The sequence below is a fragment of the Microbacterium hominis NBRC 15708 genome, from assembly GCF_001592125.1.
In the GTDB taxonomy this organism is placed as follows: domain Bacteria; phylum Actinomycetota; class Actinomycetes; order Actinomycetales; family Microbacteriaceae; genus Microbacterium; species Microbacterium hominis.
This window is the reverse complement of record NZ_BCWI01000011.1, coordinates 14972-38978: the sequence shown is the minus strand read 5'-3', so window position 1 is coordinate 38978 and position 24007 is coordinate 14972. Positions and strand designations below refer to the sequence as shown.

Genomic DNA, 24007 nt, shown 5'->3' with positions numbered 1-24007 from the left:
GTGCACGAGGAGCACGAGACGGTAGACCGCCCGTGCTCAGCGGCCCGGTGACGGCTCCATCGCGGCGAGCCGGGCGCTCGCCTCCTCGATGACCTCCGTGCGCTTGCAGGCGGCGAAGCGGACGAGGGTGGCGTAGTCGGCCCGGTGCGACGCGCTCGCGAAGGCCGTGAGCGGGATGGCCACGACCCCGGCGCGCGCGGGCAGCTCGCGGCAGAACTGCGCCGCATCGGTGCCGGGACTCAGCAGCGGTGCCGCGTCGGCGACGGTGAAGTAGGAGCCGGCCGGTTCGGACACCGTGAAGCCGGCGGCATCCAGCCCCGCCGCGAGCAGGTCGCGCTTGGTGCGCAGCGTCGATGCGATGCCGGTGAAGAAGTCGTCCGGGAGGGCGAGGCCGGTGGCGATCGCGTGCTGGAAGGGTGTGCCGTTCACATACGTGAGGAACTGCTTGACCGCGAGGACGGCGTCGATCAGCGCCGCGGGCCCCGACACCCATCCGACCTTCCACCCCGTGGTGGAGAAGGTCTTGCCCGCCGACGAGATCGTGAGCGTGCGTTCCGCGGCGCCGGGCAGCGTCGCGATCGGCTCGTGCCGGGCGTCGAACACGAGATGCTCGTAGACCTCGTCGGTGACGATGACGGCGTCGTGACGTTCGGCCAGGCGCACGATCTCCGCGCGGACCTCCGGCGCGAAGACCGCCCCGGTGGGATTGTGGGGGTCGTTGACGAGGATGATCCGGGTGCGGTCGGTGACGGCGGCTGCGAGCCGGTCGAGATCCGGCTGGAACCGCGGCCACGCCAGCGGCACCGTCACCAGCCGGGCGCCGGCCAGGGCGACGCACGCCGCGTAGGAGTCGTAGTAGGGCTCGAAGACGACGACCTCGTCGTCGGGGGAGTCGATGAGGGCGAGCAGAGTGGCCGCCAGTGCCTCGGTCGCCCCGGCCGTCACGAGGATCTCGCGGTCGGGATCGAGCTCTCGTCCGTAGAAACGCCGTTGATGCGCCGCGATCGCGGTGAGCAGCGCCGGCACGCCGCGACCGGGGGCGTATTGGTTGAACCCGGCCGCGATCGCGTCGCGCGCCGCGTCGAGGACGGCACGAGGACCGTCCTCGTCGGGAAAGCCCTGCCCGAGGTTGATGGCGCCGGTGCGTGCGGCGAGGCCGCTCATCTCGGCGAAGATCGTCGGCGCCGCGACACCGTCCGACGACAGCAGTCCCGCGCCCTGTGCGGTACGGCGCCACGCGCCCGGAATCTCTCGCATCGCGCTCAGGCTACATGCATAGGCTCAGCGGGGTGCGGACATAAGCAACACACAGAATCGCGCGACATCCTGATCAGGACTTGGGAAGAAGGAAGCACCAATGAGCGAGAACACCCCCTCGAACACCGACCCGCAGGACGCCGCCGCGCAGGGCTACGACGCCGCCGCGCAGGGCGCCGAGACGCCCGCCGTCGCAGAGACCCCCGCCGCCGCGGAGACCCCGGCCGCCCCCGAGACCGTCGCGAACGCCGGGGACGCGCCGCAGCGCCCGCCGCTGCCGGAGCAGCCCGCGACCCAGGCGGCACAGGCGCCGGCCGTCGCGCCCACCGGCTACTCCTCGAACGCGCCGTACACCGCGCCGACCGTCCCGTCGTCGGCGCAGCCGTCGCCGTACGGGGCGCCCGCCTACACGGGTGCGGCCTTCGGTGCGCAGCCGACCATGCCGTACGGCGCGACCGCGACCGCCGAGCCGGCGGCACCCGCCGCGCGCATCGGTGCCGGCAAGATCGTCGGCATCATGGTCGCCGCCGCCCTCGTGGGCGGAGCGGCCGGAATCGGCGGCGCCGCTGCCGGCGCGTCGCTGTTCCCGCAGTCGCAGACGGTCATCAGCGGCGCGCCCGCGGCCGTCACGGTCAACAACACCTCGTCGGTGAACCAGACGACCGCCATCGCGGCCAAGGTGGTCCCGAGCGTCGTGACGATCTCGGCCACGTCGGGCTCGTCGGGCGGAACCGGCTCGGGTGTGGTGCTGACCGCCGACGGCTACGTCGTGACGAACACCCACGTCGTCACCCTCGACGGCCAGACCGCCGACGCCACGCTCTCGGTGACCACCTCCGATGGAAAGGTCTACGCCGCGACGATCGTCGGGACCGACCCCACGTACGATCTCGCGGTGATCAAGCTGACCGATGCATCCGGCCTGACCCCGATCGATTTCGGCGACTCGTCGAACCTCAACGTCGGCGACCAGACGGTCGCGGTCGGCGCGCCGCTCGGTCTGTCCAACACCGTGACCACGGGTATCGTGAGCGCGCTGAACCGCTCGATCCAGATCGCCTCGTCGGCGGCTCCGGAGGGCGACACGCAGGAGCAGACGCCGCAGCAGGGCGAGAACGGCTCGCCGTTCCAGTTCGACTTCGGCCAGGGTCAGCAGACCACGGCGACGAGCTCGATCTCGATCGCGGTGATCCAGACGGATGCCGCGATCAACCCCGGCAACTCCGGTGGTGCCCTGGTCGACGGTGAGGGCAAGCTCATCGGCATCAACGTCGCCATCGCGTCGGCGGGAGGCTCCAGCTCGAGTGGCCAGTCGGGCTCGATCGGCGTCGGCTTCTCGATCCCGTCCAACATCGTCAAGCGCGTGACCGACGAGCTGATCAAGGACGGCAAGGCCACGCACGGTCTGCTCGGCGCCGGTGTCCGCGACGCGGCCACGCAGGAGGGCGCGACGACCGCGGGTGCCTACATCGCGGAGGTCACCTCGGGCGGCGCGGCGGCGAACGCCGGGCTGCAGAAGGGTGACGTGGTGACGTCGTTCAACGGGTTCCCGATCACCGACGCGACCGACCTCACCGCGCAGGTGCGCGCGCTCGCGGCGGGTTCGAAGGCCACGATCGTGTACGAGCGCAACGGCAAGACGGCCTCCGCCGAGGTCACGCTCGGGGAGCTGCAGCCGTAAGCACGCCCTCAGGCTCGGACGCCACCCCGCGATAGGCTCGCGGGGTGGCGTCCTTCTCGTTCGGCGTCGGCAATGCCCGCAAGCTCCTGCGCGTGCCGATGTACGTCGGCGGGCGCCTCGCGACCCTGCTGATCCCGCGCTCGCGCGACCGGTGGGTCTTCGGGTGCGCGTGGGGCGTCGGCGACGGCGCATGGGCGCTCTGGGAGCACGCGCGCGGCGAGGGCGTGCGCGCGGTGTGGCTGACCGGTTCCGTCCGCGACGACCTGCAGGCGCAGGCACGCGGCATCCCGTGGACGCGCAAAGGGTCGTTGCGCGGGTTCTGGGCGACGGCGCGTGCCGGGGTCATCGTGATCACCCACGGCTTCGGCGATGTCAACCGCTACGCCGCGACCGGCGGCGTGATCGTGCAGCTGTGGCACGGCATCCCGTTGAAGCGTCTGGGACTGGACGCACCCGTGACGATGCAGGTGACCGCCCGCCGTCTCCCGGCGCTCGTCCAGCGGATCCTCACACGGGTGGTGACCGCGGCGTACCGCCGCGCGCAGTCGCGCATCCGCGTGCTGCCCGCCGCCTCCCAGCTCGTGCGGGGCCGCCTGGAGTCCGCCTTCGGGCTCCCCTCGACGCGTGTGCCCGTGACGGGGGAGCCGCGCACGGATGTGCTCTTCGCCGGTGACGCCGACGAGCGGCGTGCGCGCGCCCGCACCGCCGTCGCGGAGGCGACCGGTGCGCTCGGGACGGCGAGGCTGATCCTCTACGCGCCGACCTGGCGCGACGGCGCCCCCGATCCCGCCGTCCCGACGCCCGCCGAGGCGGATCGCCTTCGCGCCCTGCTGACCGAGTCGGACGCCGTGCTCCTGATCCGGTCGCACCCGCACGGCGCCGGCGCCTACGCGCGTCACGCCGGGGAGCGTATCCGTCTTCTCGGAGCCGACCTCGTCGCCGAGGTCACCCCTCTGCTGCCGGCGATCGACGTGCTGATCACGGACTACTCGTCCATCGTCTTCGACGCGGCGCTCGTCCCCGTGCCCGCGGTCTTCCTCACCCCGGACCTCGCCGCCTACGCCCGGACGCGCGGCTTCTACGGAACCTTCCGCGACGTGTCGGGGGAGGCCCCCGCCACGACCTGGGACGAGGCGATCGCCCAGACGCGCGCGGTCCTCACCGATCCCGCCGAGCACGCGCGGCGTGTGGCGGCGGCCCGCGCGCTGAGCGCGCGCGTGCACGACGTCGCCGACGGTGGCGGCAGCGCCCGCGTGTTCCGGGCGATTCAGGCGGCGCTCGCCGCGGAGAGGCGATCATGACGATCACCGCGTCGATCCGCCACGCCGAGGCGGGCCCCGAGCTCGTCCTGCAGGGTGAGGGGACGCTGCCCGACGCCGCCGTGCTCGCCGGTCGGCGTGCACGGGTGGACGGGAGTCCCGCCGCCGACGGCACCGGGGGGTGGACCGCGGCGCTGCCCCTGCGTTCGGCGCGCGGCGGCGAGCGCGAGCTGCCGCTGCCGACCGGCGACTACCGCCTTCGCCTCGACGGCGCCGACGCCGGCGAGGTGGCCGCGGCATCCATCGCCGACACCATGACCTCGACGATGCGCGTCGCCCTCCGCGACGGGACGCTCACGGTGCGTCCGCCGATCGACGCCGCGTACGACTCGGCCGAAGCGCAGGCCGCTCTCGAGCGCCGATATGCGACGCGCCCGGGGGGCGAGCTGGAGAACGCCGTCTTCTTCGAGAGCTTCTACGGGCGCATCGCCGGGTGCAATCCGCGGGCGATCGACCGTGAACTCGCGCGTGCGGCTCCCGGGGTGACCCGCTACTGGAGCGTCGTCGACCTCTCGGTGGCGGTGCCCGACGGTGCGGTGGCCGTGGTCGAGGGCAGCCCGCAGTGGTGGCGCGCGCGAGCGTCGGCGCGTCTGCTCGTGGTCAACGACTGGCTGCGGCGACGCTACGTGCGCCGTCCCGGCCAACGCGTGCTGCAGACCTGGCACGGCACGCCCCTCAAGCGCCTCGCCCTGCACCGACCGGGCTTCGACCTGCGGCGGATGCTCGCGGTGGTGCGCGAGAGTCGCCGCTGGGACGTGCTGCTCGCCCAGAACGAGTACGGCGCGCGTACGCTGCGCGCGGCCTACGCGTTCCTGCGTCGTCCGATCTGGGTGGAGGGGTATCCCCGCAACGACGAGCTGTCGGCAGGCACCGGGAGCAGGCAGCAGGAGATCCGGTCGCTGCTCGGCATCGGCGCCGCGGAACACGTGCTCCTCTACGCACCCACGTGGCGAGACGACCGCGAACAGATCGTCGACTTCCTGGACCTGCCGGCGTTCGCCGAAGCCACCGGTTCGGTGGTGCTGGTGCGCGGTCATTCGCGGACGCTGCTGCCGGGGGTGGACCTCACCGCCGATGCGCCCGGGCCGCGGGTCGTCGACGTCACGGGTCACTCCGACACGTCCGAGCTGCTGATGATCGCCGATGCGCTCATCACGGACTACTCGTCCGTGATGTTCGATTTCACCGCCACCGGCAAGCCGATCTTCTTCTTCACCCCCGACCTCGAGCATTACCGCGGGCGGCTGCGCGGCTTCTACTTCGATCTCGCGGCGCACGCGCCCGGGCCTCTGGCGACGACCCAGGAGGAGCTGACGCGCCTGGTCGCCGATGAGACGGTGCCGGAGCGGTTCGCGGGCCGGTATGCGACCTGGCGCGCCCGCGTCAACGCCCGCGACGACGGGCGTGCGGCCGAACGGGTCGTCGCCCGGATCCTCGACCAGAGGTTCGTCGACCGGGACTGATCGGGCCGGCGCATGCCGCGGGGTCGGGTCGCGTGAGGGCAGCGGCGTTCCGGGGCAGCGGTGTCAGGGCAGCGGCGTGTTGCGATCCAGACGCGACGTGTCGATGTTCTCGCGCGCGCCGCGAGCGGCACCGATGAGGAAGCCGACGCCCCACGCGACGTGCATGGTCGGCAGCACCACCAGGCCCCAGAGCCGCTCCCGGATGCCGGGACCCGCGGCCGGGCTCAGCGCCCAGCCGACCACCACCAGCGCGTATGCCGCGAGCGGCGCGTACACGACGGAGGCCGCAAGCGCCGGGATGCCGCTGAGGACGCCCGTCGCCTGGAGGACGCCGACGACGAGGGCGGCGACGGTGGTGAGCACCAGGGCGGGCGGCGCGAAGAAGCGCAGCGAGTTGCGGCGACCGTATCGGCGCACGAGCTCGCCGCGCCAGGTTCCCGTCGAGCGGAACTGCCGCGCCAGTCGCGTCCAACGCTCGCGCGGCCAGTACGTGACGGCCAGCTCGGGATCGAACCACACGCGGTAGCCGGCGCGTCGGATGCGCAGATTGAGCTCCCAGTCCTCCCCGCGGCGGATGGTCTCGTCGAACAGCCCGACCTCGTCGAGCACGTCGCGCCGGATCACGCCGAGATAGGCCGACTCGGCCGGACCCGCACGGCCGCCCGAATGGTAGGCGCCGCCGCCGAGGCCCACACGGGCGTTGTACGCGCGGGCGACGGCACGCTGGAAGCCGGTGCGGCCGTCCGCGCGCATGACTCCGCCGACGTTGGCCGCACGCACCCGCGCCAGGGTGTCCAGCGCGCGCTGCGCGTATCCGGGTTCGAGCTCCGAGTGCGCGTCCACGCGCACGATCGTCGGGTAGTGGGCCGCTCGGATGGCGAGGTTCAGGCCCACCGGGATGTCGGCGGCCGGGTTGCGGATGAGGCGTACCCGCGGGTCGCGCGCCGCCAGCTCCGCGGCGATCGCGTCGGTCGCGTCGGTGGACGGTCCGAGAGCGAGGATGACCTCGCTGGGGCCGGCCGTCTCCTGGGCGAGCGCGCTCTCGACGGCGCGGGTCAGATACGCCTGCTCGTTGAGCACGGGCATCACGAAGCTGACCCCGGCATCCGGGGACGGCACCCGCGCGTCCCGGGAACGTGCCGCGACGGAGTGCATCCGACGATCATCCCATGCCGGGGGCGCACCGGCGCGGCCGCCGTAGGCTGGAGGGATGGGAATCGTCTCCGAGGCACGCCGCGCCCGCTCGCTGCTGCGGCGCGTGGCCAACGGACGGTCGGCACTGCGGGAGGTGCGCCGCGAACAGGCTGCGCGGCCCCCGGCACCGCCGGCCCACTTCCGCATCGCGGTGTACTTCGCCGACGGCGACGTGAACATGTACCAGATCCGTCAGTGGTATCGGCCGCTGGCCGCCCTCGCCGGGCGGTGGCCGGTCGTGGTGCTCAGCCGGCACGCGACGGGTGCGCGGGCGCTCCTGGCCGACGACGCCCTGCCCGTCGCGTTCGTCCCGAAGGTGCGCGACCTCGAGCGCTACATCGCGCAGCAGGACATCCGGGTGGTCCTCTACGTCAACCAGAACACGCGGAACTTCCAGATGTTCCGGTACGGTCGCCGCTGGCACGTGTTCATCAACCACGGCGAGTCCGACAAGATGTACATGACCACGAACCAGTTCAAGGCGTACGACTACGCCCTGGTCGCGGGGGAGGCGGCGCGCGATCGCCTCTCACGGACGCTGTGGGACTACGACGTCGATCGGCGCACGATCGCCGTCGGCCGTCCCCAGACCGATCACTACGTCGGTGAGCCGCCGTATGCGCCCGACGAGCGCACGGTGGTGCTCTACGCGCCGACCTGGGAGGGCGATCGTCCGGCGGCCCGTTACGGCTCTCTCCGCAGCCACGGGGAGGCCCTCGTCGCGGCGCTGCTGTCGTCGCCCCGGTACCGTCTCATCTACCGTCCCCACCCCCGCTCGGGCGTCGTCGACCCGGAGTACGGCGCGGCGAACGCGCGCATCGTGGCCGCCATCACGGCTGCGAACGCGTCCGATCCGACGGCCCGGCACGTCGTCGACGCCGGGGGAGAGCTGGGCTGGCAGCTCCTCGCCGCCGACATCGCCGTCGTCGACATCTCCGCGATGGTCTACGACCGCCTCGCGACGAGCAAGCCCCTGCTGATCACGCGCCCGGTCGATCCCGCCGCCGACGTCGATACGAACGGGTATCTGTCGGATGCCGAGTGGCTGGATGCCGCCGGTGCGGCCGACGTCGACGACCGCATCACGCGGGTGCTCGACGACCCTGACGCGGCCGCGCGTCTCGCGCGGTGGGTGCAGCGGTACTTCGGCGACACGGCGCCGGGTGCGGCATCCGCGCGGTTCGAGGCCGCCATCGCCGAGCTCATGCGACGGTGGGAGACGTGGGATGCCGCGACGCGCGCGGACGCGGCGTCCGGGCCTTCGGCCGGTGTGGAGGGCTGAGCGCGCTCAGCGCGTGACGAGCCGCGCCACCGCCGCCAGCGGTATCGCGAGCCACGCCGGACGGTGGCGCGCCTCGTAGATCGCTTCGTACACGGCCTTGTCGAGCTCGAGCGCGTCGAGGAGAGCACCCGACGGGTCGGCGAACGTGGAGCCGTACCCGGTGAGGAAGCTCGTGCGGGCGGCGAGCGCCCACGCGTCGGCGGCGGCGTCGGCCGTGGCGTCGAGCTGGTGCGGCCCGCGCTGGAGGCGGAGCGAGCCCGCGACGTAGTCGAACGAGCGCAGCATCCCGGCGATGTCCCTCAGCGCCAGGTCGGGGGCGCGCCGTTCGGAGATCGGGCGCATCGGCTCGCCCTCGAAGTCGAGGAGCATCCAGCCGCGGGTGGGGGAGTGCAGGACCTGGCCGAGGTGGTAGTCGCCGTGCACGCGTTGCAGGTGCGGCCAGGGCGCGGCCTCGGCGCGCGCGTAGATGCGCGCGACCGCATCGTGGAACGCGCCGAGCGCGGGCACCTCCGCGACCGCGATCGACAGGCGCCGGCGCCACGCCGCGACGATCGAGCGCCGCGCATCGGCGTCGGCGGGCGGGGTCGGGAACAGGTGGGCGAGATCGCGATGGACATCGGCGGTCGCGCGTCCCAGCGATTGCGCTTCGGCCGAGAAGTCGGCGCTGACCGCGGCGGCCGCGAGCGCCACGCGCCAGGCGTCCTCGACATCGGGGAGGAACTCCTGGGCGAACGCGAGCGATCCGCGGACGGCGGGCTCGCCGGGGGCGGTCGACGTCCACTCGCCGTCGAGGTGACCGATCACGGGCGGGACGTGCGCAGAGCCCGCGGCCGCGAGCGCCGACTGCAGCTCGATGTCCGGATTGATGCCCGGATGAAGCCGACGGAACACCTTGCAGATGACGGGCGCGGCGTGGGAGGGCCGGAAGATCACGGACGTGTTCGACTGCTCGCCCGTGAGCACGCTCGCCGGTCCGGCGAGATCGGGGCGACCCAGCTCGACGAGCAGCGCCGCCGTGAAGGCGGGATCGTGGGGGCCGTCGACGAGGAGCCGATCATCGTCGACGCCGACGGTGTGGGACGGTCCCGGCTCGCCGGTGCGAGGCCGCCACACGAGGGGGACCTGATACACGATCGCGTCGGCGTCGTCTCCGTCGCCGACGATCAGCAGCTGCACGTCGACGTCGGGAGCGGAGCTCGAGAGCCGCCGCTCGGCCAGCACGCGCAGCCGCGGCTCACCGCCCGTCGGGGTGTACCACCTCTGCTGCGGCATCCATGCGGCCAGATGCCTCAGCGTCGTCTGCATGGGTCGAGGCTAGCCAGCGCGCCGTCGGGTGTCGAGAAAGCCGCGCCGAGGCGTCGTCAGTCCTCTGGCGTCGACTCCTCGTCCTGGACCAGGACCTCCACCGGCACGGAGAATGCGACGCCGGCGGCACCGAAGACACCGAGATCGTCGACCGGGGGCGGCAGCACCTCCGCGGGCTGCTGCTCATCGACCGGCTCGGAGGGCAGACCGCCCCATTCGGTCGGCTCTTCGGGACGACTCTGGAAGATACCCATGGCTCCATTGTGCGCGACCCCGGCGTCGCGGGGGCGCCCCCGCCGGGCGCGTCTCGCGCGACGCGATCGTCAGTCTCCCGCGGCAGCGCCGTCCGCCGCCGAGCGGCCACCGCGGCGGGCCTTCGCTCCGACCGCGCCGGCGGCGGCGCCCAGGGCGCCGGCCGCGCGACGTCCGCCCGCACCGATCGCCTCGCCGGCGCGCCGGACCGTGCCGAACGCGGAGCGCTCGAGCCGCTCGGTGCCGGGGCGCGGCTCGAGCTCCGCCGGGTACGCGACGGGCGGCAGACCGAACGCGCGGTGGGATCCCACCACCACGCGGCGGCCGAGCAGGTGGTTTCCGGTTCCGCCGATGGCCGCACCGATGCCGAAGGGGAGCGCCTTGCCGATGACCGAGGCGCTGCCCTTGGTCGCGAACTGCCGGATGAAGGACGACTTGAGCCGGTCGACGAGCGGGCCGACGGCCGCGCGGGGCAGCGACTTCGTCACGAGCTCGCCCCAGTACGAGGTCCGCGAGCCACCGGTGCCGGCGACCTGTCGCCCGAGCTGCGCGACGAGGTCGACACCCTCCTGGCCGAGCATCAGCGTCAGCACGAGCGCGCGGGCGCGATCGGGATTGTCCACGCGGATGCCGTGCAGCTCGGCGAGCGACTGGGCGAACAGTGCCGTAGCCTCCAGGAACCCGACGGTCTCGATGCCCGAGAGGGCCAGGGTGACCCCGGTCCCGATGCCGGGTACGACCGCGGTCGCGCCGACGGCGGCGCCGCCGGTGGTCACCGCTGCCAGGTAGCGCCGCTCCAGCATCCGGACGATCTGCGCCGTCGTCGCCTCGGGATGGCGTAGACGGATGCTGCGCAGGTGCGCGATCACGACCGGGCGCTGGACCTGCAGCATCCGATCGAGCGCCCGCACGGTGCGCGGGTGCTCGGGCGATCCTTCCGGAGGAAGGCCACCGTCCCACGGCGCGTCGTCGGGGAGGGAGTGGATGCGATGGATCTTGGCCATGTCGGCACGATCCTATGGACGGCCCCTGAGCGGCGGCTGAGCGGTCGGGGTGTCGTCGATCGTCCGGTCAGACGAACTGGTTGGCGCGTTCCAGATCTTCCGCGAAGTCGACCTCGACGGCATAGAGGTCGGAGATGTCGAGCGGTTCGAGCAGAAGGCCGTTCTCGGCGATGGCGAGCTCGAGCCCGCGCTCGAAGTAGTCCTGGTCGTCGACGCGGCTCAGCTGTGCGATCAGTGCGCGCTTGTCGGCCGCGGAGATGTAGTTGATCCCGACCGCTTCACCCACGCCGCCGCGGACGGTCTTCGACAGCTCGGCGATGAAGCCCTCCGAGGACACCGTGTACTTGACCTCCTCGTCGCTGACCGAGGAGGTGTTGACGGTCGCGAAGGACTGCTCGGCATCGATCAGGGGGCGGGCCCGGCCGAGCACCCGCGGGTCGAAGACGACGTCGCCGTTGAGCCACAGGACCCCGGCGCGCCCCGTCGCGCGGAGGGCCCGCAGAAGGCTCTTGGACGTGTTGGTCTGGTCGTAGCGCTCGTTGTAGACGTACTCGGAGTCGGGGAACGCATCGACGATGGCCTCGGCGCGGTAGCCCACGACGGTCGTGATGCGGGCGGCCGATCCGAAGGCGGCGCGGATGTTGTCGTGCTGCTGCTGCATGATGGTGCGGCCGTCGCTGAGTGCGGTGAGCGGCTTGGGCAGCGAGCGCCCGAGGCGCGAGCCCATGCCCGCTGCGAGGATGACGGTCTGAAGTGTCACGAGTGTGCTCCCGGGGAAGTGTTCACGGAGTATTCGGCGTTCAGCCACTTCCTTGTGCTTCGGCTATGGTACCGGCTCGACCTGGGAAGGTGCGGGAAGTGGCTGATCCGTCGCATTTTCGCCCCGCGAACCGCACGCATTGTCACGCTCTGTGGACGACTCGCGGCAATCGTCGGGCGTGCTTGCTAGGTTTGTCGGGTGAGCGCCCCCCAGCCGATCCCCCAGGACGACGACGGCGTGCACGCCCTGCCGCCGCTGCCCCCGGTCGCCGCTGCGGAGGCCGCCGCTCGGCTCGATCGGACGCCCTCGGATGCCGACGAGGCGCCCGCCGTCGATGCTCCGGCGCCCGCCGCTCCGCGCCCGCGCCGCCCGCCGGCGAAGCGTGCGCCGCGCGCGCGGAAGCCGAAGGTCGCGACGCCGCCGCGCCCCGAGATCGCCCCGGAGATCGCCGCGGCGCGCTTCGAGGCCGCCGCGGCCGATCGCTCGGTGATCGCGCCCGCCGATTCCGACACCGCGCCGACGGTCGAGGAGCCGGCCGCGGACACCGAGGAGCACGTCCCGGTGCCGGACGCGGTCGAGTCGCAGGCGGACGTCGCAGAACCGGCGCGCCCGCATTCCGAGCCCGAAACCGAGGTCGCCGAGTCCGCTGTCGAGCCGGAGCCGGAATCCGCGGATGTGGCAGAGACCGAGACCGCTGCTGAGACCGTAGAGCCTGAGCCTGTGGCGGAGTCCGAAGCGGATGCCGCGGACCCGGAGCCCGAGGCGGTGGAGGCGGAGTCCGAAGCGGATGCCGCAGAGCCGGAGCCGGAGCCCGAGGCGGTGGAGGCGGAGTCCGAGCCCGAGCCCGAGCCGGACGCTGTGGAGCCGGAACCGCTGGCGCAGCCAGAGCCGGAGGCTGTGGAGGCGGAGTCCGAAGCGGACGCCGCCGACCTCGAGCCTGACCTCGCCCCGGCATCCGGACCGGAGCGGGAAGACGACCCGGCAGAGGTGCCCGAGCCGTCGGTGGCGGAGGTCTTCGGAGACCTGGCCGACGAGGTGTTCGTCGTGGCGAGCGAAGAGGCCGTGTCCGAGGCGGCGGCATCGCCGACGCCGGCCGTGCACGTGCGGGGCGTCACGAAGTCGTTCGGCGCGACGGTCGCGGTGGACGCGATCGACCTGCGCATCCCGGCGGGGACCTTCTACGGGATCGTGGGTCCCAACGGCGCCGGCAAGACGACCACGCTCTCCATGATCGCGGGCCTGCTGCGCCCCGACAGCGGCGACATCGCGATCGCCGGCATCGACCTCGCCGCGGACCCGCGCCGCGCGAAGCAGCAGATGGGGATCCTCCCCGACCGGCTCCGCACGTTCGACCGGCTCACCGGGCGCCAGTTGCTGCACTACTACGGCGTGCTGAGGGGACTGCGCTCCGCGGTCGTCGAGAGCCGCAGCGCCGAGCTCGCGCGCGCGTTCGACCTGACCGACGCCCTGGCGCGGCCCGTGTCGGACTACTCCGCGGGAATGACGAAGAAGATCATGCTCGCCGGCGCGATGATCCACTCGCCGCGTGTGCTGGTGCTCGACGAGCCGTTCGAGTCGGTCGATCCGGTGTCCTCCGCGGTCGTCCTCGACATCCTCTCCGCGTACGTGGCCCACGGGGGGACGGTCGTGCTCTCCAGCCACGGGATGGAGCTCGTGGAGCGGGTGTGCTCCGGCCTGGCCGTCATCGTCGGAGGTCGGGTCCTGGCCGAGGGGACGGTGGACGAGGTCCGCGGCGACCTCACCCTCGAGGAGCGTTTCATCGAGCTCTCGGGCGGCATCAGCGACGCGGAGGGGCTCGAGTGGTTGCACACGTTCTCCGACTGAGGCTCGATCTGCTGATCGGTGCGCTGCGGGGCGAGCGCCGACAGGCGGTGCGAACGGTCGTGGGGTTCGTGCTCGTGGCGCTGGCCGTCGGCGCCGTGTGGGCGGGCGCCCTGCGGCTGCGCTCGTCGTCGGACGAGGCCGCCTTCGCCGTCACGATGGTGGCGGCATCCGCTCTGACCGTCGGCTTCCTGGTGACGGCGCTCATCGGCGGCGTGGACGATCAGCTCGATCCGCGCCGGTTCTCCGTCCTCGGCGCCTCGCCGCGTGCGACGGCCGCCGCGACGCTGCTGGCGAGCGTGATCAGCGTGCCGATGATCGCGCTCATCGCGATCGCGATCGCGATGGCCACCCTCTGGTCTGAGCGCGGAGCGCCCGCGGCTGTCGTCGTGTTGTCGTCGATCGCCGGGGTGCTCACCTGCCTGCTCCTGTCCAAGATCGCCCTCGCGATCGGAGGGCTCCTGCATGAGCGACGGTCGCGGGAGCTCACGGGTGTCTTCCTCATCGCCGTGATCGCGGTGGTGGTGCCCGTCGTCGTCTTCCTCGCGTCGCTGCAGTGGGCCGAGGGCGTCCCGTCGGCCCTCACCGAAGCGGTCGACGTCCTGGCGCTGACGCCGTTCGGGGCGGCCTGGGCGCTCCCGCACCGAGCCGTCCACGGCGGACTGCTCGGGCCCGCGATCGTGGCGGCCCTCACGGTTGCACTTCTCGCGGTCTGCTGGTTCTGGGTCGTCGGGCGCCTGATGACGACGACGGAGCGCCCGGGCTCGACGCGCGAGCGGCGCGGTCTGGGATGGTTCGACCTGACCGGAGGCACGCCGGCGGGCGGTGTCGCCGCACGGAGTCTCATCTACTGGTTCCGCGACCCGCGCTACCTGGTGAACATGATCATCGTGCCCGTGGCCGCGGCCGTGACGATCGTGCCGCTCGTGCTCGTCGGGGTGCCGCTGTCGATGGCGGTGCTCATCCCCGCGCCCCTCATCGCCCTCTTCCTCGGATGGCTGCCGCACAACGACCTCGCGTACGACTCGACGGCGCTGTGGATGCACATCGCCGGGGCGGTGCGCGGTGCGGCCGACCGGGCCGGGCGGCTCGCCCCGATCTCCCTCGTGGGCGTCGTGGTACTGGCGGTCGCGATCCCCGTCACCGTCTCGATACACGGCCGGTGGGCGATGCTCCCGGCGATGATCGGCGTGTGCGCCGGCCTCTTCCTCAGCGGACTCGGCCTGTCTTCCCTGGCCTCGGTCATCGCTCCCTACGCCGTCTCCCGGCCCGGGGACAGTCCGTTCCAGCAGCCGCAGCGCACCGGCGGCGGTCTCTCGCAGGGCGTCGTGATGCTGGGAGCGCTGGCGTGCGGGGCTCCGGCGCTGTGGTGGGCCTGGCTCGCCCTGACGGTGGACGAACAGTGGTCGTGGACCGCGTTGTGGGGCGGCATCGGCATCGGCGCGGTGGTGCTGCTCGCCGGCATCCTCGGCGGCGGCGCCGTGTTCGATCGCACGGGCGAGCGGTTGATGGAGTTCGCGGAGTCGACCTGATCCGCTGTGGACGAACTCGGCCGGGCGGGTCGCCGCGCGGATAGAATCGGACACCATGAGCAGCCCTCTCGACAGCCCCGACGGCCCCGGCGACGGCGGCGTCGCCACCCTCGACCGGGAGCTCGAGGAGCTCCTGCGCGAGGAGAACATCGAGCCCGGCGACCACGAGCGCTTCTCCCACTACGTCAAGAAGGACAAGATCCTCGAGTCGGCCCTGACGGGAAAGCCGGTGCGCGCCCTCTGCGGCAAGAAGTGGACGCCCGGCCGCGACCCGGAGAAGTTCCCGGTGTGCCCGACGTGCAAGGAGATCTACGAGTCGCTCATGAGCTGACCCGTTCGCCGTCGGTCCGGGCCTCCTGTCACGCGTCGATGTAGACGGTGGGCAGCGCCGGGTCGGACCGGCTCAGCGCGAGTGCCGTCACCGGCAGCTCTTCGCGCACCAGGGCGTGGTGCGCGCGGGCCTGCGCGACACCGCCGGAGCCCTCGTACGCGGCATCCGGCTCACCGTGGTCCACGAGCGTCACCTGCAGCGCCCGGGCGTCGGGATGGTCGTCGGAGGTCTGCACGGCGTCGAACCCGTCCGACACCGCGATGAGCTCGCTGGTGGCCGTCCCGTGCGACAGGGTGCGGAACGCGGCCTTGCGTCCGCCCCGAGAACCCTTGTCGGTGGACGCCTTCGCCACGGCGACCCAGCTGCCCGCCGCATCCTGGCGTGCGACCAGCTTGTAGACCATTCCGGCCGTCGGAGCGCCCGATCCGGTGACGACCGACGTGCCCACCCCGTAGGCGTCGACGGGGGATGCCGCCAGCGCCGCGATCGCGAACTCGTCGAGGTCGCTCGTGACCGTGATCCGCGTCGACGTCGCGCCGAGCTCGTCCAGCTGCGCGCGCACCTCCGCTGCGACGGTGGGCAGGTCGCCGGAGTCGATCCGCACCCCGCCGAGCCCCGTTCCGGCGACGCGCACCGCGGTCTCGACGCCGGCGCGGATGTCGTAGGTGTCGATGAGCAGCGTGGTGTCGATGCCGAGCGCATCGATCTGGCTGCGGAAGGCCTCCTCCTCGGTGTCGTGGAGGAGGGTCCACGCGTGTGCGGCCGTCCCCATCGTGGGGATGCCCCATTCGCGACCGGCTTCGAGGTTGCTCGTGGCGCCGAAGCCCGCGATGTAGGCGGCGCGCGCGGCGGCGACGGCCGATCGCTCGGCGGCCCGGCGCGACCCCATCTCGGCCAGGGGGCGGTCGCCGGCGGCGATGCTCATGCGGGCGGCGGCGTTCGCGACGGCGGAGTCGTGGTTCAGGATGCTGAGGGCCAGCGTCTCGAGCACCACGGCCTCCGCGAACGAGCCCTCCACGGTGAGGATGGGAGATCCCGGGAAGTAGAGCTCGCCCTCGCGGTATCCGCGGATGGTGCCCGTGAAGCGGTAATCCTCCAGGAAGCGCAGCGTCTGCGTGCCGACCACCCGGTGGTCGCGCAGGTAGCGCAGCTCGTCGTCGCCGAAGCGGAACGCGCGCAGCTGCTGCAGCAGCCGCCCGGTGCCCGCCACCACGCCGAAGCGGCGCGCACCCGGCAGGCGTCTGCCGAACAGCTCGAACACGCACGGTCGCGACGCGGTCCCGTCGCGGAGGGCGGCGTCGATCATCGTGAGCTCGTACCGGTCGGTCAGCAGGGCGGACGACGGGGCATCGGCGCGGGTCATTCCGTCACTCTAGCGACGCCGTCGAGGCCGTCGGGCGCCGGGCCGGGTCCGCGTGCGGAGATCCTCCCGGGACCGGCGGGTAGGGTGGAGGATCGTGAATGACGCGCCGATCGGGATCTTCGACTCCGGGGTGGGCGGGCTCACCGTGGCCCGGGCGGTCTCGCAGCTCCTTCCGCGCGAATCCGTGCTCTACCTGGGCGACACGGCGCACTCGCCGTACGGTCCCAAGCCCATCGCGGACGTCCGCCGGTACAGCCTCGACGTGCTCGACACGCTGGTGGAGCAGGGCGTCAAGATGCTCGTTATCGCCTGCAACACGGCATCCGCCGCCGTCCTGCGCGACGCGCGGGAGCGTTACGACGTGCCGGTCGTCGAGGTCATCGGCCCGGCGGTGCGCACGGCGATCTCGACCACGCGCAACCGGCGCATCGGCGTCATCGGGACGGTCGGCACCATCGGTTCGGGCGTGTACCAGGACATGCTGGGGGTCAACGAGCAGCTGGCGGTGTTCACGCAGGCCTGCCCGCGTTTCGTCGAGTTCGTCGAGGCTGGTGTCACGGGATCGGCCGAGGTGCTGCGGGTGGCGGAGGACTACCTCGCGCCGCTTCGGCACGCGGGCGTCGACACGCTCGTGCTCGGCTGCACCCACTACCCGTTCCTCGAGGGGGCCATCAGCTATGTGATGGGGCCCGAGGTGTCGCTCGTCTCGAGCGACACCGAGACCGCGAAGGACGTCTACCGGCAGCTCGTCTCGCGCGACCTCCTCGCCGGTCCGGATGCGGTCGCCACCCACACCTACGAAGCGACCGGCGACTCCGCCGACGACTTCCTCCGCCTCGCCGACCGGCTCATGGGCCGCGGCGTCTCCAGCGTGCGCCTCGTGCAGACGGGCGCCATCGACCTGCCGGACCCCCTGAAGGGAACCCCATGACCGAGACCACCACCCGCGCCGACGGACGCACGCCCGACCAGCTCCGCCCCGTCACGATCGAGCGGGGCTGGAGCGCGCACGCCGAGGGGTCCGCCCTGATCTCGTTCGGCGGCACGAAGGTGCTGTGCACGGCATCCTTCACGGGGGGCGTGCCCCGCTGGCTGACCGGCAAGGGCAAGGGGTGGGTGACGGCGGAGTACGCGATGCTGCCGCGCGCCACCAACTCGCGCAACGACCGGGAGGCCGTCAAGGGCAAGATCGGCGGGCGCACCCACGAGATCTCGCGTCTGATCGGCCGTGCGCTCCGCGCCGTCGTCGACACCAAGGCGCTCGGTGAGAACACCATCGTCATCGACTGCGACGTGCTGCAGGCCGACGGCGGCACGCGCACCGCCGCGATCACCGGTGCCTACGTCGCCCTGGCCGATGCGATCGAGTGGGGCCGCGCGAAGGGTCTCGTCGGCAAGAACGCGAAGGTGCTGCTCGACTCCGTCGCCGCCGTGTCGGTGGGCATCATCGACGGCGAGCCGATGCTCGACCTGGCCTACGTCGAGGACGTCCGCGCCGAGACCGACATGAACGTCGTCGTCACCGGTCGCGGTCTGTTCGTCGAGGTGCAGGGCACCGCCGAGGGGGCCCCGTTCGACAAGCGCGAGCTCGACGCCCTGCTCGAGCTCGGCGTCGCCGGCTGCACCGACCTCCGCGACGCCCAGACCGAGGTGCTCGCCTCGTGACCGGCGTCCCGAACTCCTCCACGGCGGACGCCGGACCCCGCCGTATCGTCTTGGCGACCCACAACCCGCACAAGGTGGAGGAGTTCGGCGCGATCGTCGCGCGCGTGCGCCCCGATCTGGAGGTCATCGGCTACGACGGCCCGGAACCCATCGAAGACGGCGTCACCTTCGCTGCGAACGCGCTCATCAAGGCGCGAGCCGCCGCGGCCCACACCGGGCTTCCCGCGCTGGCCGACGATTCCGGCGTCTGCGTCGACGTGCTCGGCGGCGCCCCCGGCGTCTTCTCCGCGTACTGGGCAGGGCACCGCAAGGATCCCCGCGCCAACCTCGAGCTGCTGCTGGACCAGCTCTCCGACATCGCCGACCCGCACCGGACGGCCCAGTTCGTTTCGACCATCGCCCTCGTGGTGCCCGGGCCCGACGGCCGCATCGTGCACGAGGAGACGGTCGAGGGCGTCTGGCCGGGCCGGCTCGCGACGGCGCCCTCCGGCGACGGCGGGTTCGGCTACGACCCGATCTTCCTGCCCGACGACCAGCAGGGGCGGACGGCCGCCGACCTGTCGGCGGAGGAGAAGAACGCGGCCTCGCACCGTGCCCGTGCGTTCGTCGCGCTCGCGCCGCTGCTGAGCGCGCTGGAGCGATAACCGCTTTCATTCCCGACTAGTGCGCGAGCGGGTGCGCGGGCGGCGCCGCGGCTTAGCCTCGTTCTATGCACGATCACGCACCCACCGGCATCCGGGACTCGAGCAATCGGCGACTGCTGACGATCTCGCTGTGTCTGACGGCCGGAGTGATGCTCGTCCAGATCGTCGGCGCGCTGCTGACCGGATCGCTCGCCCTGCTGGCCGACGCGGCACACATGTTCACCGACTCGTCGGCGCTGGTGATCGCCCTCATCGCCTCGGCGGTGGCCGGGCGACCGGCCGACGATCGCAACACCTACGGCTATCAGCGCGCGGAGGTCTTCGGCGCCCTCGTGAACGCGCTGATCCTCATCGCCCTCATGGTGTGGATCGCCGTCGAAGCGGTCCAGCGTCTCATCGGACCGACCGAGGTCGAGGTCGCGGGAGGGCTGATGCTCCTCGTGGCCGCGGTGGGTCTCGTCGCCAACGCCGTGTCGATGTACCTGCTCAGCGCGGCGCAGAAGCGCAGCATCAACGTGCGCGGCGCCTACATCGAGGTGCTCGGCGACCTCATCGGCTCGGCGCTCGTGATCGTCGCGGCCGTCGTCATCTGGACGACGGGCTGGATGCCGGCCGACGCCCTCGCCTCGCTGCTCATCGCGGTGATGATCCTGCCGCGGGCCGTCGGACTCCTGCGCGAGGTCTTCTCCGTGCTCGGCGAGCGGGCGCCGCACGGCACCGCCGTGGCGGACATCCGCGACCACATCCTCGGCGAGCCCGGCGTCGTCGACGTGCACGACGTGCACGTGTGGCAGCTGACGCGCGGCGCCCCCGTCTTCACCGCGCACGTCGTCGTCGCGGACGACGTGCTCGCCGGTGACGCCGGTGGTGCGGGGGCGCTGCTGTCGCGTCTGCAGAGCTGCCTGTCGCGTCACTTCGATGTCGAGCACTCCACGTTCCAGCTCGAGCCGGCCGGGCACCGCGAGCACGACGCGCACGTGTAGCGACGAAGCCCGCCCGGCGACTGTGCGACGATGCAGGGCATGGACGATGCCGATCTCCGCGAACTCTCCCTGCTGCGCACGCGCGCGTACGGACCGGATGCCGACATCGAGCGCGATCCGGACGCGCTGGCCCGCCTGCGGGCGCTGGAGGAACGGCGCCGCACGCAGGCCGCGGTGACGCCCGCGCCCGCGGCCACGCCTGGACCCGCGCCGGGCGCGGCCGTCGAGACCGCCCCGGAGGACGGCGGCGCGCCGCCTCCCCGCCCGACGGAAGCGCCCGCGGCGATGCCGCCCCGCATCGGACGTGCGCTGGCGATCGGATGGGCGGCGTCGATCGCGGTGGTGGCCGTCGTGGTGGGTGCGCTCGTCTTCGGTCTGGCCTCGCTGCGTCCGGTGTCACCGGTCACGGGAGCGCGGCAGGTCGCGAGCCTGGACGAGCCGTTGACCAGTCCGCCGGCGGCGATGCCGTGGTTCGGCGAATCCGAGGAGAGCTCCGCCTACGCGTTCTCCGGGCTCGTGGTGGTCGCCGTCGCGCGTGACGTGCTGGACTCCTCGGGCGAGTGTCTGATCGTGACGCCGCGGGTCCCGGCCGCCGACGGATCGCGGTCCGGGACCAGCGGCTGCGGCGCGGGGCCGTTTCACCCGACCGTCGCGCTGCTCGTCGCCGATGACAGCCCCGAGGAGCTGCGCGCCGCCTTCCCGGTGGGCACCGCGCTGCAGTTCGTGTGGGACGGGGACGCCGTCGCCGTCTTCGCGGCCGACCCGCAGGGTCCGACCGCCGCGCCGGCCTGAGCTCAGTCGTCCCGGCGCACGTCTGCGGGATCCACATCCGGACGCAGACCGCGCCACCGGGCGTGGCGCAGGGTGCCGCTCGGCGTGAACTCCGCGTACTCCACTTCGCCGACGAGCTCCGGCCGCACCCACAGCGCATCGGAGGCGTCCGCGACCGGCACGCCGAGCAGGGGCGAGGAGTCGGTGCGCAGCGGCTCGAGCAGGGCCGCGAGCCGGCTCAGCTCGCGGTCGCCGAATCCGGTGCCGACGCGTCCGACGTAGTGCAGGCCGTCCTCGTCGGGGATGCCGAGCAGCAGCGATCCGATACTGCCGCGCCGTCCCCCTTTCCCGGGGCGGATGCCGCCGATCACGACCTCCTGCATGGCCGTCAGCTTGACCTTGAGCCACTCCTCGGATCGGGCTCCGCGACGGTAGGGAGACCGAGGATCCTTGACGACCACACCCTCCAGGTGCAGCTCCGCGGCGGCCGCCAGTGCATCGGAGACGTCGTCCGCGACCGGCGGCACGGCGACGGCGGCGATGGCGTCGGCCGCGATCGTCTCGAGGATCTCGCGGCGTTCGCGCAGGGGACGCCCGGTGACGTCCTCGTCGCCGACGCGCAGCACGTCGAAGAGGAAGTAGTCGACGGGGATGCGCTGCGCCTCCCGCGCGATCTCCGGCGCCGAGGTCAGGTGCATGCGCGACTGCAGCAGCGTGAAGCTCGGGCGGCCCGCGGCATCCCGGGCGACGATCTCGCCGTCGACGACCGCCGGGCGGGGGCCGAAGCCGACGTCTCCGGAGGTGAGTTCGGGGTAGCGGTCGGTGATGTCGGCGCCGCTGCGCGCTCGCAACCGCAGGCGGCTGCCGTCCCATGTGCCGACGGCGCGGATGCCGTCCCACTTGAACTCGACCCAGGGGAGGTCGCCCCACCTTCGCGCGGCCGCCGCGGCGAGCGCCGGCGTCGTCGACACCGCGAGCATCGGGGCGTCGGGCCCGCTCGCCGTTCGCGCGGGCGCACGATGCCCGGCGCGCGCGGCGCGGACCGGCGGCGTCGCGGCATCCTTCGTGCGGTGCAGGAGCCACTGGGACTTCTCACCCGAGCCGGCGGTGCGGATCAGGGCGATCCGCACACGTCCGAGCGGGCCGTCCGGCCGGCCGGAGAGGGTCGCGATCACCTCGTCGTCGCGCCACTTCTCCACCGTGAACGTGCCGGAGTCCCAGACGGTCATCGTTCCCGCGCCGTACTCGCCGGCGGGGATCTCGCCGGCGAAGGTGAGGTACTCGAGGGGGTGCGCCTCGGTCATGACCGCGAGGTGGTTGCGATCGGGGGTCGCCGGGACGCCGCGCGGCACGGCCCAGCTGACGAGCACCCCGTCGTGCTCCAACCGGAGGTCGAAGTGCAGACGCGACGCGTGATGCTCCTGGATCACGAACCGCCACGAGTCGTGCGAGCCGCTATGCCCCGCCGGGCCGGGGTGTGGTGGCTCGGCCAGGGCGTGTCGGTTCGCGGGCGCGGGAAAGGGTTCGGGCGTGGCGGAGGGGGCGCGCTTCGCCAAGTAGGAAGAGAGGGGATCGGGGGCGACGGGCGCCAGGGGCGCGAGCAGGTCGCCGTCGGAGGCGGCGCGGGCGAGCACCTCGTCGAACAGCAGGTGCCGCAGGTCGGGATCGTCGAGCTCGGCCCAGGTGCGGGGGGCGGCGACCGTCGGCTCCGCGCGTCCGCGGAGTGAGTAGGGCGCGATCGTGGTCTTGGCGGCGTTGTTCTGGCTCCAGTCGACGAACACCTTGCCGGGGCGCGCATTCTTGCTCATCGCGCTCACGACGAGATCGGGATCGTCGGCTTCCAACGCGCGTGCCAGCTCGCGCGCGAACGCCGAGATCTCGTCGCTCGTGCGCGTCGCGTCCAGGGGTGCGTACAGGTGGAGGCCCTTCGACCCGCTGGTCACCGGCAGCGGGTCCATGCCCATGTCCGCCAGGATGCCGCGGGCCCGGCGGGCCACCTCGGCGCACTCCGGGAGCCCGACGCCGGGGCCGGGGTCGAGGTCGAGTACGAGCCGGTCGGGCGATCCGCGGCCGCCGCCGTCGAAGCGCCATTGCGGCGTGTGCAGCTCGAGGCTCGCGACCTGCGCGAGGTACACCAGGCCCGCGACGTCGTCGATCAGCGGGTAGTCCTTGGCTCCGCCGGAGTGATCGATCGCGCGGCGCCGGAGCCAGTCGGGTGCGCCGGCCTCCAGGTCTTTCGCGAAGAAGGGGGGCTCGCCGGTGCCGTCGGGCCACCGCAGCCGCGTGACGGGTCGGCCCGCGAGATGGGGGAGCAGGAGCGGAGCGATACGCGAGTAGTAGTCGATGACCTCGGCCTTGGTGGTGCCGGTCGCGGGGTACAGCACCTTGTCGAGGTTGCTCAGCCGGAGGCGTCGTCCGCCGACCTCGACGACCTGTGCTGCCTGTGCCATGGCGCCAGGGTAGCGGCCAGCCCCTGGCGAACCGGTGCAGGAGCCGGTTTGATGGGCCCATGAGATCGATCTGGAAGGGCGCGCTCACCTTCGGGCTCGTCAACGTGCCGGTGAAGGTGTACTCGGCCATCGAAGACCACGACGTGCCGCTGCATCAGGTGCACGCGGCCGACGGCGGACGAATCCGGTATCAGCGCATCTGCGAGCTCGACGGCGAGGTGGTGCCCTACGCCGACATCGACAAGGCGTACGACGACGGCGACCGCACCGTGGTGCTGACCGCCGAAGACCTCGCCGCGCTCCCGGCGGAGCGCAGTCGCGAGATCGAGGTCGTCGAGTTCGTCCCCAGCGACCAGATCGATCTGCTCACGCTCGACCGGCCCTATTACCTGGAGCCCGACTCCGCCTCGCCGAAGGCCTACGTGCTCCTGCGCAAGACCCTCGAGCAGACCGATCGCACGGCGGTGGTGCGCTTCTCCCTGCGCCAGAAGACGCGTCTCGCCGCGCTCCGGGTGCGGGGAGACGTCCTCGTGCTGCAGACGCTGCTCTGGGCCGACGAGGTGCGGGAAGCCTCGTTCCCGGCGCTGGATGAGCCGGTCAAGATCTCCGACAAGGAGCTCGAGCTGTCGGCATCCCTCGTGGAGAGCTTCTCGTCGGACTTCGACCCCGCGCAGTTCGTCGACGAGTACCAGCAGGAGCTGCGGACCCTGATCGACGCCAAGCTCGAGAAGGGCGACGCGCTCGATACGTCCGAGACGTTCGGCGAGAAGGCCGAGAAGGATGCCGGGGGCGAGGTCATCGACCTGATGGCGGCGCTGAAGGCCAGTGTGGAGCGCAGCCGGGCCGCCCGTGCGGAGAACGAGAAGGTGGCCCCGCCCAAGAAGGGCAAGGCCACCAAGGCGTCGTGAC

21 protein-coding genes are annotated in these 24007 nt (G+C 72.5%); 13 read left to right on the top strand and 8 right to left on the bottom strand.

The genetic code is table 11. From position 1 onward, the window contains the following. Nucleotides 1-36: 36 nt before the first annotated feature. Nucleotides 37-1257, bottom strand: coding sequence for an aminotransferase class I/II-fold pyridoxal phosphate-dependent enzyme (locus tag MHO01S_RS09880; protein WP_060960190.1), 1221 nt, complete (start codon nt 1255-1257; stop codon nt 37-39). A 100-nt stretch (nt 1258-1357) separates the two neighbouring features. Between MHO01S_RS09880 and MHO01S_RS09875 the strand changes: the two genes are divergently transcribed. From MHO01S_RS09875 to MHO01S_RS09865, 3 genes are read left to right on the top strand one after another with little or no spacing between them, the layout of a single operon-like run. Beyond that, nucleotides 1358-2938 carry a S1C family serine protease gene (locus MHO01S_RS09875; RefSeq protein WP_061782231.1) on the top strand — a complete coding sequence of 527 codons (1581 nt, stop codon included), beginning with the start codon at nt 1358-1360 and terminating at the stop codon, nt 2936-2938. Nucleotides 2939-2982: 44 nt separating this feature from the next. Beyond that, nucleotides 2983-4239, top strand: a complete 1257-nt coding sequence (locus tag MHO01S_RS09870) for a CDP-glycerol glycerophosphotransferase family protein (protein ID WP_061782230.1) — start codon at nt 2983-2985, stop codon at nt 4237-4239. Then, a complete protein-coding gene (locus MHO01S_RS09865; RefSeq protein WP_061782229.1) occupies nt 4236-5720 on the top strand; it encodes a CDP-glycerol glycerophosphotransferase family protein in 1485 nt (494 codons plus the stop codon). The genes MHO01S_RS09870 and MHO01S_RS09865 overlap by 4 nt, the downstream gene beginning before the upstream one ends. Nucleotides 5721-5783: 63 nt before the next feature. Here the strand turns inward: MHO01S_RS09865 and MHO01S_RS09860 are convergent, their stop codons facing one another. After that, a complete protein-coding gene (locus MHO01S_RS09860) occupies nt 5784-6875 on the bottom strand; it encodes a glycosyltransferase family 2 protein (RefSeq protein ID WP_061782228.1) in 1092 nt (363 codons plus the stop codon). A 55-nt stretch (nt 6876-6930) separates the two neighbouring features. Here MHO01S_RS09860 and MHO01S_RS09855 point away from each other — a divergent pair, with 55 nt between their 5' ends. Beyond that, nucleotides 6931-8196 (top strand): CDP-glycerol glycerophosphotransferase family protein, encoded by a 1266-nt coding sequence (locus MHO01S_RS09855; protein WP_060960194.1) that lies wholly within the window; start codon nt 6931-6933, stop codon nt 8194-8196. A 6-nt stretch (nt 8197-8202) separates the two neighbouring features. Here the strand turns inward: MHO01S_RS09855 and MHO01S_RS09850 are convergent, their stop codons facing one another. The 4 genes from MHO01S_RS09850 to MHO01S_RS09835 form a co-directional block, all read right to left on the bottom strand. Next, the gene (locus MHO01S_RS09850) at nt 8203-9501 is read right to left on the bottom strand and encodes a maltokinase N-terminal cap-like domain-containing protein (RefSeq protein ID WP_061782227.1); all 1299 of its coding nucleotides are present in this window, start codon (nt 9499-9501) and stop codon (nt 8203-8205) included. Nucleotides 9502-9557: 56 nt separating this feature from the next. Then, a complete protein-coding gene (locus MHO01S_RS09845) occupies nt 9558-9755 on the bottom strand; it encodes a hypothetical protein (protein ID WP_101306093.1) in 198 nt (65 codons plus the stop codon). Nucleotides 9756-9824: 69 nt separating this feature from the next. After that, complete coding sequence (locus MHO01S_RS09840; RefSeq protein WP_061782226.1) at nt 9825-10757, bottom strand: hypothetical protein; 933 nt, start codon at nt 10755-10757, stop codon at nt 9825-9827. 67 nt (nt 10758-10824) lie between these two features. Next, complete coding sequence (locus MHO01S_RS09835; protein ID WP_060960196.1) at nt 10825-11517, bottom strand: phosphocholine cytidylyltransferase family protein; 693 nt, start codon at nt 11515-11517, stop codon at nt 10825-10827. Nucleotides 11518-11715: 198 nt separating this feature from the next. Between MHO01S_RS09835 and MHO01S_RS09830 the strand changes: the two genes are divergently transcribed. The 3 genes from MHO01S_RS09830 to MHO01S_RS09820 are packed head-to-tail and all read left to right on the top strand — an operon-like array spanning nt 11716 to nt 15222. Then, nucleotides 11716-13362: an ABC transporter ATP-binding protein gene (locus tag MHO01S_RS09830; protein WP_082808066.1), complete on the top strand. Its 1647-nt coding sequence runs from the start codon at nt 11716-11718 to the stop codon at nt 13360-13362. Then, nucleotides 13338-14891: a hypothetical protein gene (locus MHO01S_RS09825; protein ID WP_060959142.1), complete on the top strand. Its 1554-nt coding sequence runs from the start codon at nt 13338-13340 to the stop codon at nt 14889-14891. Before MHO01S_RS09830 ends, MHO01S_RS09825 begins: the two co-directional genes overlap by 25 nt. A gap of 55 nt (nt 14892-14946) precedes the next feature. Continuing rightward, on the top strand, nt 14947-15222 hold the full coding sequence (locus MHO01S_RS09820) for a DUF3039 domain-containing protein (RefSeq protein ID WP_060959143.1): 276 nt from the start codon (nt 14947-14949) through the stop codon (nt 15220-15222). A 28-nt stretch (nt 15223-15250) separates the two neighbouring features. Here MHO01S_RS09820 and MHO01S_RS09815 read toward each other — a convergent pair whose 3' ends face one another. Next, nucleotides 15251-16585 (bottom strand): nicotinate phosphoribosyltransferase, encoded by a 1335-nt coding sequence (locus MHO01S_RS09815; protein WP_061782225.1) that lies wholly within the window; start codon nt 16583-16585, stop codon nt 15251-15253. 94 nt (nt 16586-16679) lie between these two features. Here MHO01S_RS09815 and murI point away from each other — a divergent pair, with 94 nt between their 5' ends. From murI to MHO01S_RS09790, 5 genes are all read left to right on the top strand, one after another. Next, the gene (murI, locus tag MHO01S_RS09810; RefSeq protein ID WP_060959145.1) at nt 16680-17516 is read left to right on the top strand and encodes a glutamate racemase; all 837 of its coding nucleotides are present in this window, start codon (nt 16680-16682) and stop codon (nt 17514-17516) included. Then, a complete protein-coding gene (rph, locus tag MHO01S_RS09805; RefSeq protein WP_060959146.1) occupies nt 17513-18250 on the top strand; it encodes a ribonuclease PH in 738 nt (245 codons plus the stop codon). The genes murI and rph overlap by 4 nt, the downstream gene beginning before the upstream one ends. Beyond that, a complete protein-coding gene (gene rdgB, locus MHO01S_RS09800) occupies nt 18247-18894 on the top strand; it encodes an RdgB/HAM1 family non-canonical purine NTP pyrophosphatase (RefSeq protein WP_060959147.1) in 648 nt (215 codons plus the stop codon). Before rph ends, rdgB begins: the two co-directional genes overlap by 4 nt. A 65-nt stretch (nt 18895-18959) precedes the next feature. Continuing rightward, nucleotides 18960-19877: a cation diffusion facilitator family transporter gene (locus MHO01S_RS09795; RefSeq protein ID WP_060959148.1), complete on the top strand. Its 918-nt coding sequence runs from the start codon at nt 18960-18962 to the stop codon at nt 19875-19877. A 39-nt stretch (nt 19878-19916) separates the two neighbouring features. Beyond that, complete coding sequence (locus MHO01S_RS09790) at nt 19917-20669, top strand: spermidine/putrescine ABC transporter permease (RefSeq protein ID WP_255266082.1); 753 nt, start codon at nt 19917-19919, stop codon at nt 20667-20669. A gap of 2 nt (nt 20670-20671) precedes the next feature. Here the strand turns inward: MHO01S_RS09790 and MHO01S_RS09785 are convergent, their stop codons facing one another. After that, nucleotides 20672-23098, bottom strand: coding sequence for an ATP-dependent DNA ligase (locus MHO01S_RS09785; RefSeq protein WP_061782223.1), 2427 nt, complete (start codon nt 23096-23098; stop codon nt 20672-20674). A gap of 59 nt (nt 23099-23157) precedes the next feature. Between MHO01S_RS09785 and ku the strand changes: the two genes are divergently transcribed. Continuing rightward, nucleotides 23158-24006 (top strand): non-homologous end joining protein Ku, encoded by an 849-nt coding sequence (gene ku, locus MHO01S_RS09780; protein ID WP_060959150.1) that lies wholly within the window; start codon nt 23158-23160, stop codon nt 24004-24006. Nucleotide 24007 lies beyond the last annotated feature (1 nt).

What these genes read in the sequence shown, in the direction of transcription:
- MHO01S_RS09785 (WP_061782223.1), bottom strand. Translation starts at nt 23,098, where the DNA reads ATGGCACAGGCAGCACAGGTCGTCGAGGTCGGCGGACGACGCCTCCGG.
- MHO01S_RS09860 (WP_061782228.1), bottom strand. Translation starts at nt 6,875, where the DNA reads ATGCACTCCGTCGCGGCACGTTCCCGGGACGCGCGGGTGCCGTCCCCG.
- ku (WP_060959150.1), top strand. Translation starts at nt 23,158, where the DNA reads ATGAGATCGATCTGGAAGGGCGCGCTCACCTTCGGGCTCGTCAACGTG.
- MHO01S_RS09790 (WP_255266082.1), top strand. Translation starts at nt 19,917, where the DNA reads ATGGACGATGCCGATCTCCGCGAACTCTCCCTGCTGCGCACGCGCGCG.
- MHO01S_RS09820 (WP_060959143.1), top strand. Translation starts at nt 14,947, where the DNA reads ATGAGCAGCCCTCTCGACAGCCCCGACGGCCCCGGCGACGGCGGCGTC.
- MHO01S_RS09815 (WP_061782225.1), bottom strand. Translation starts at nt 16,585, where the DNA reads ATGACCCGCGCCGATGCCCCGTCGTCCGCCCTGCTGACCGACCGGTAC.
- MHO01S_RS09855 (WP_060960194.1), top strand. Translation starts at nt 6,931, where the DNA reads ATGGGAATCGTCTCCGAGGCACGCCGCGCCCGCTCGCTGCTGCGGCGC.
- MHO01S_RS09875 (WP_061782231.1), top strand. Translation starts at nt 1,358, where the DNA reads ATGAGCGAGAACACCCCCTCGAACACCGACCCGCAGGACGCCGCCGCG.
- MHO01S_RS09845 (WP_101306093.1), bottom strand. Translation starts at nt 9,755, where the DNA reads ATGGGTATCTTCCAGAGTCGTCCCGAAGAGCCGACCGAATGGGGCGGT.
- MHO01S_RS09840 (WP_061782226.1), bottom strand. Translation starts at nt 10,757, where the DNA reads ATGGCCAAGATCCATCGCATCCACTCCCTCCCCGACGACGCGCCGTGG.
- MHO01S_RS09850 (WP_061782227.1), bottom strand. Translation starts at nt 9,501, where the DNA reads ATGCAGACGACGCTGAGGCATCTGGCCGCATGGATGCCGCAGCAGAGG.
- rph (WP_060959146.1), top strand. Translation starts at nt 17,513, where the DNA reads ATGACCGAGACCACCACCCGCGCCGACGGACGCACGCCCGACCAGCTC.
- MHO01S_RS09795 (WP_060959148.1), top strand. Translation starts at nt 18,960, where the DNA reads ATGCACGATCACGCACCCACCGGCATCCGGGACTCGAGCAATCGGCGA.
- MHO01S_RS09880 (WP_060960190.1), bottom strand. Translation starts at nt 1,257, where the DNA reads ATGCGAGAGATTCCGGGCGCGTGGCGCCGTACCGCACAGGGCGCGGGA.
- MHO01S_RS09865 (WP_061782229.1), top strand. Translation starts at nt 4,236, where the DNA reads ATGACGATCACCGCGTCGATCCGCCACGCCGAGGCGGGCCCCGAGCTC.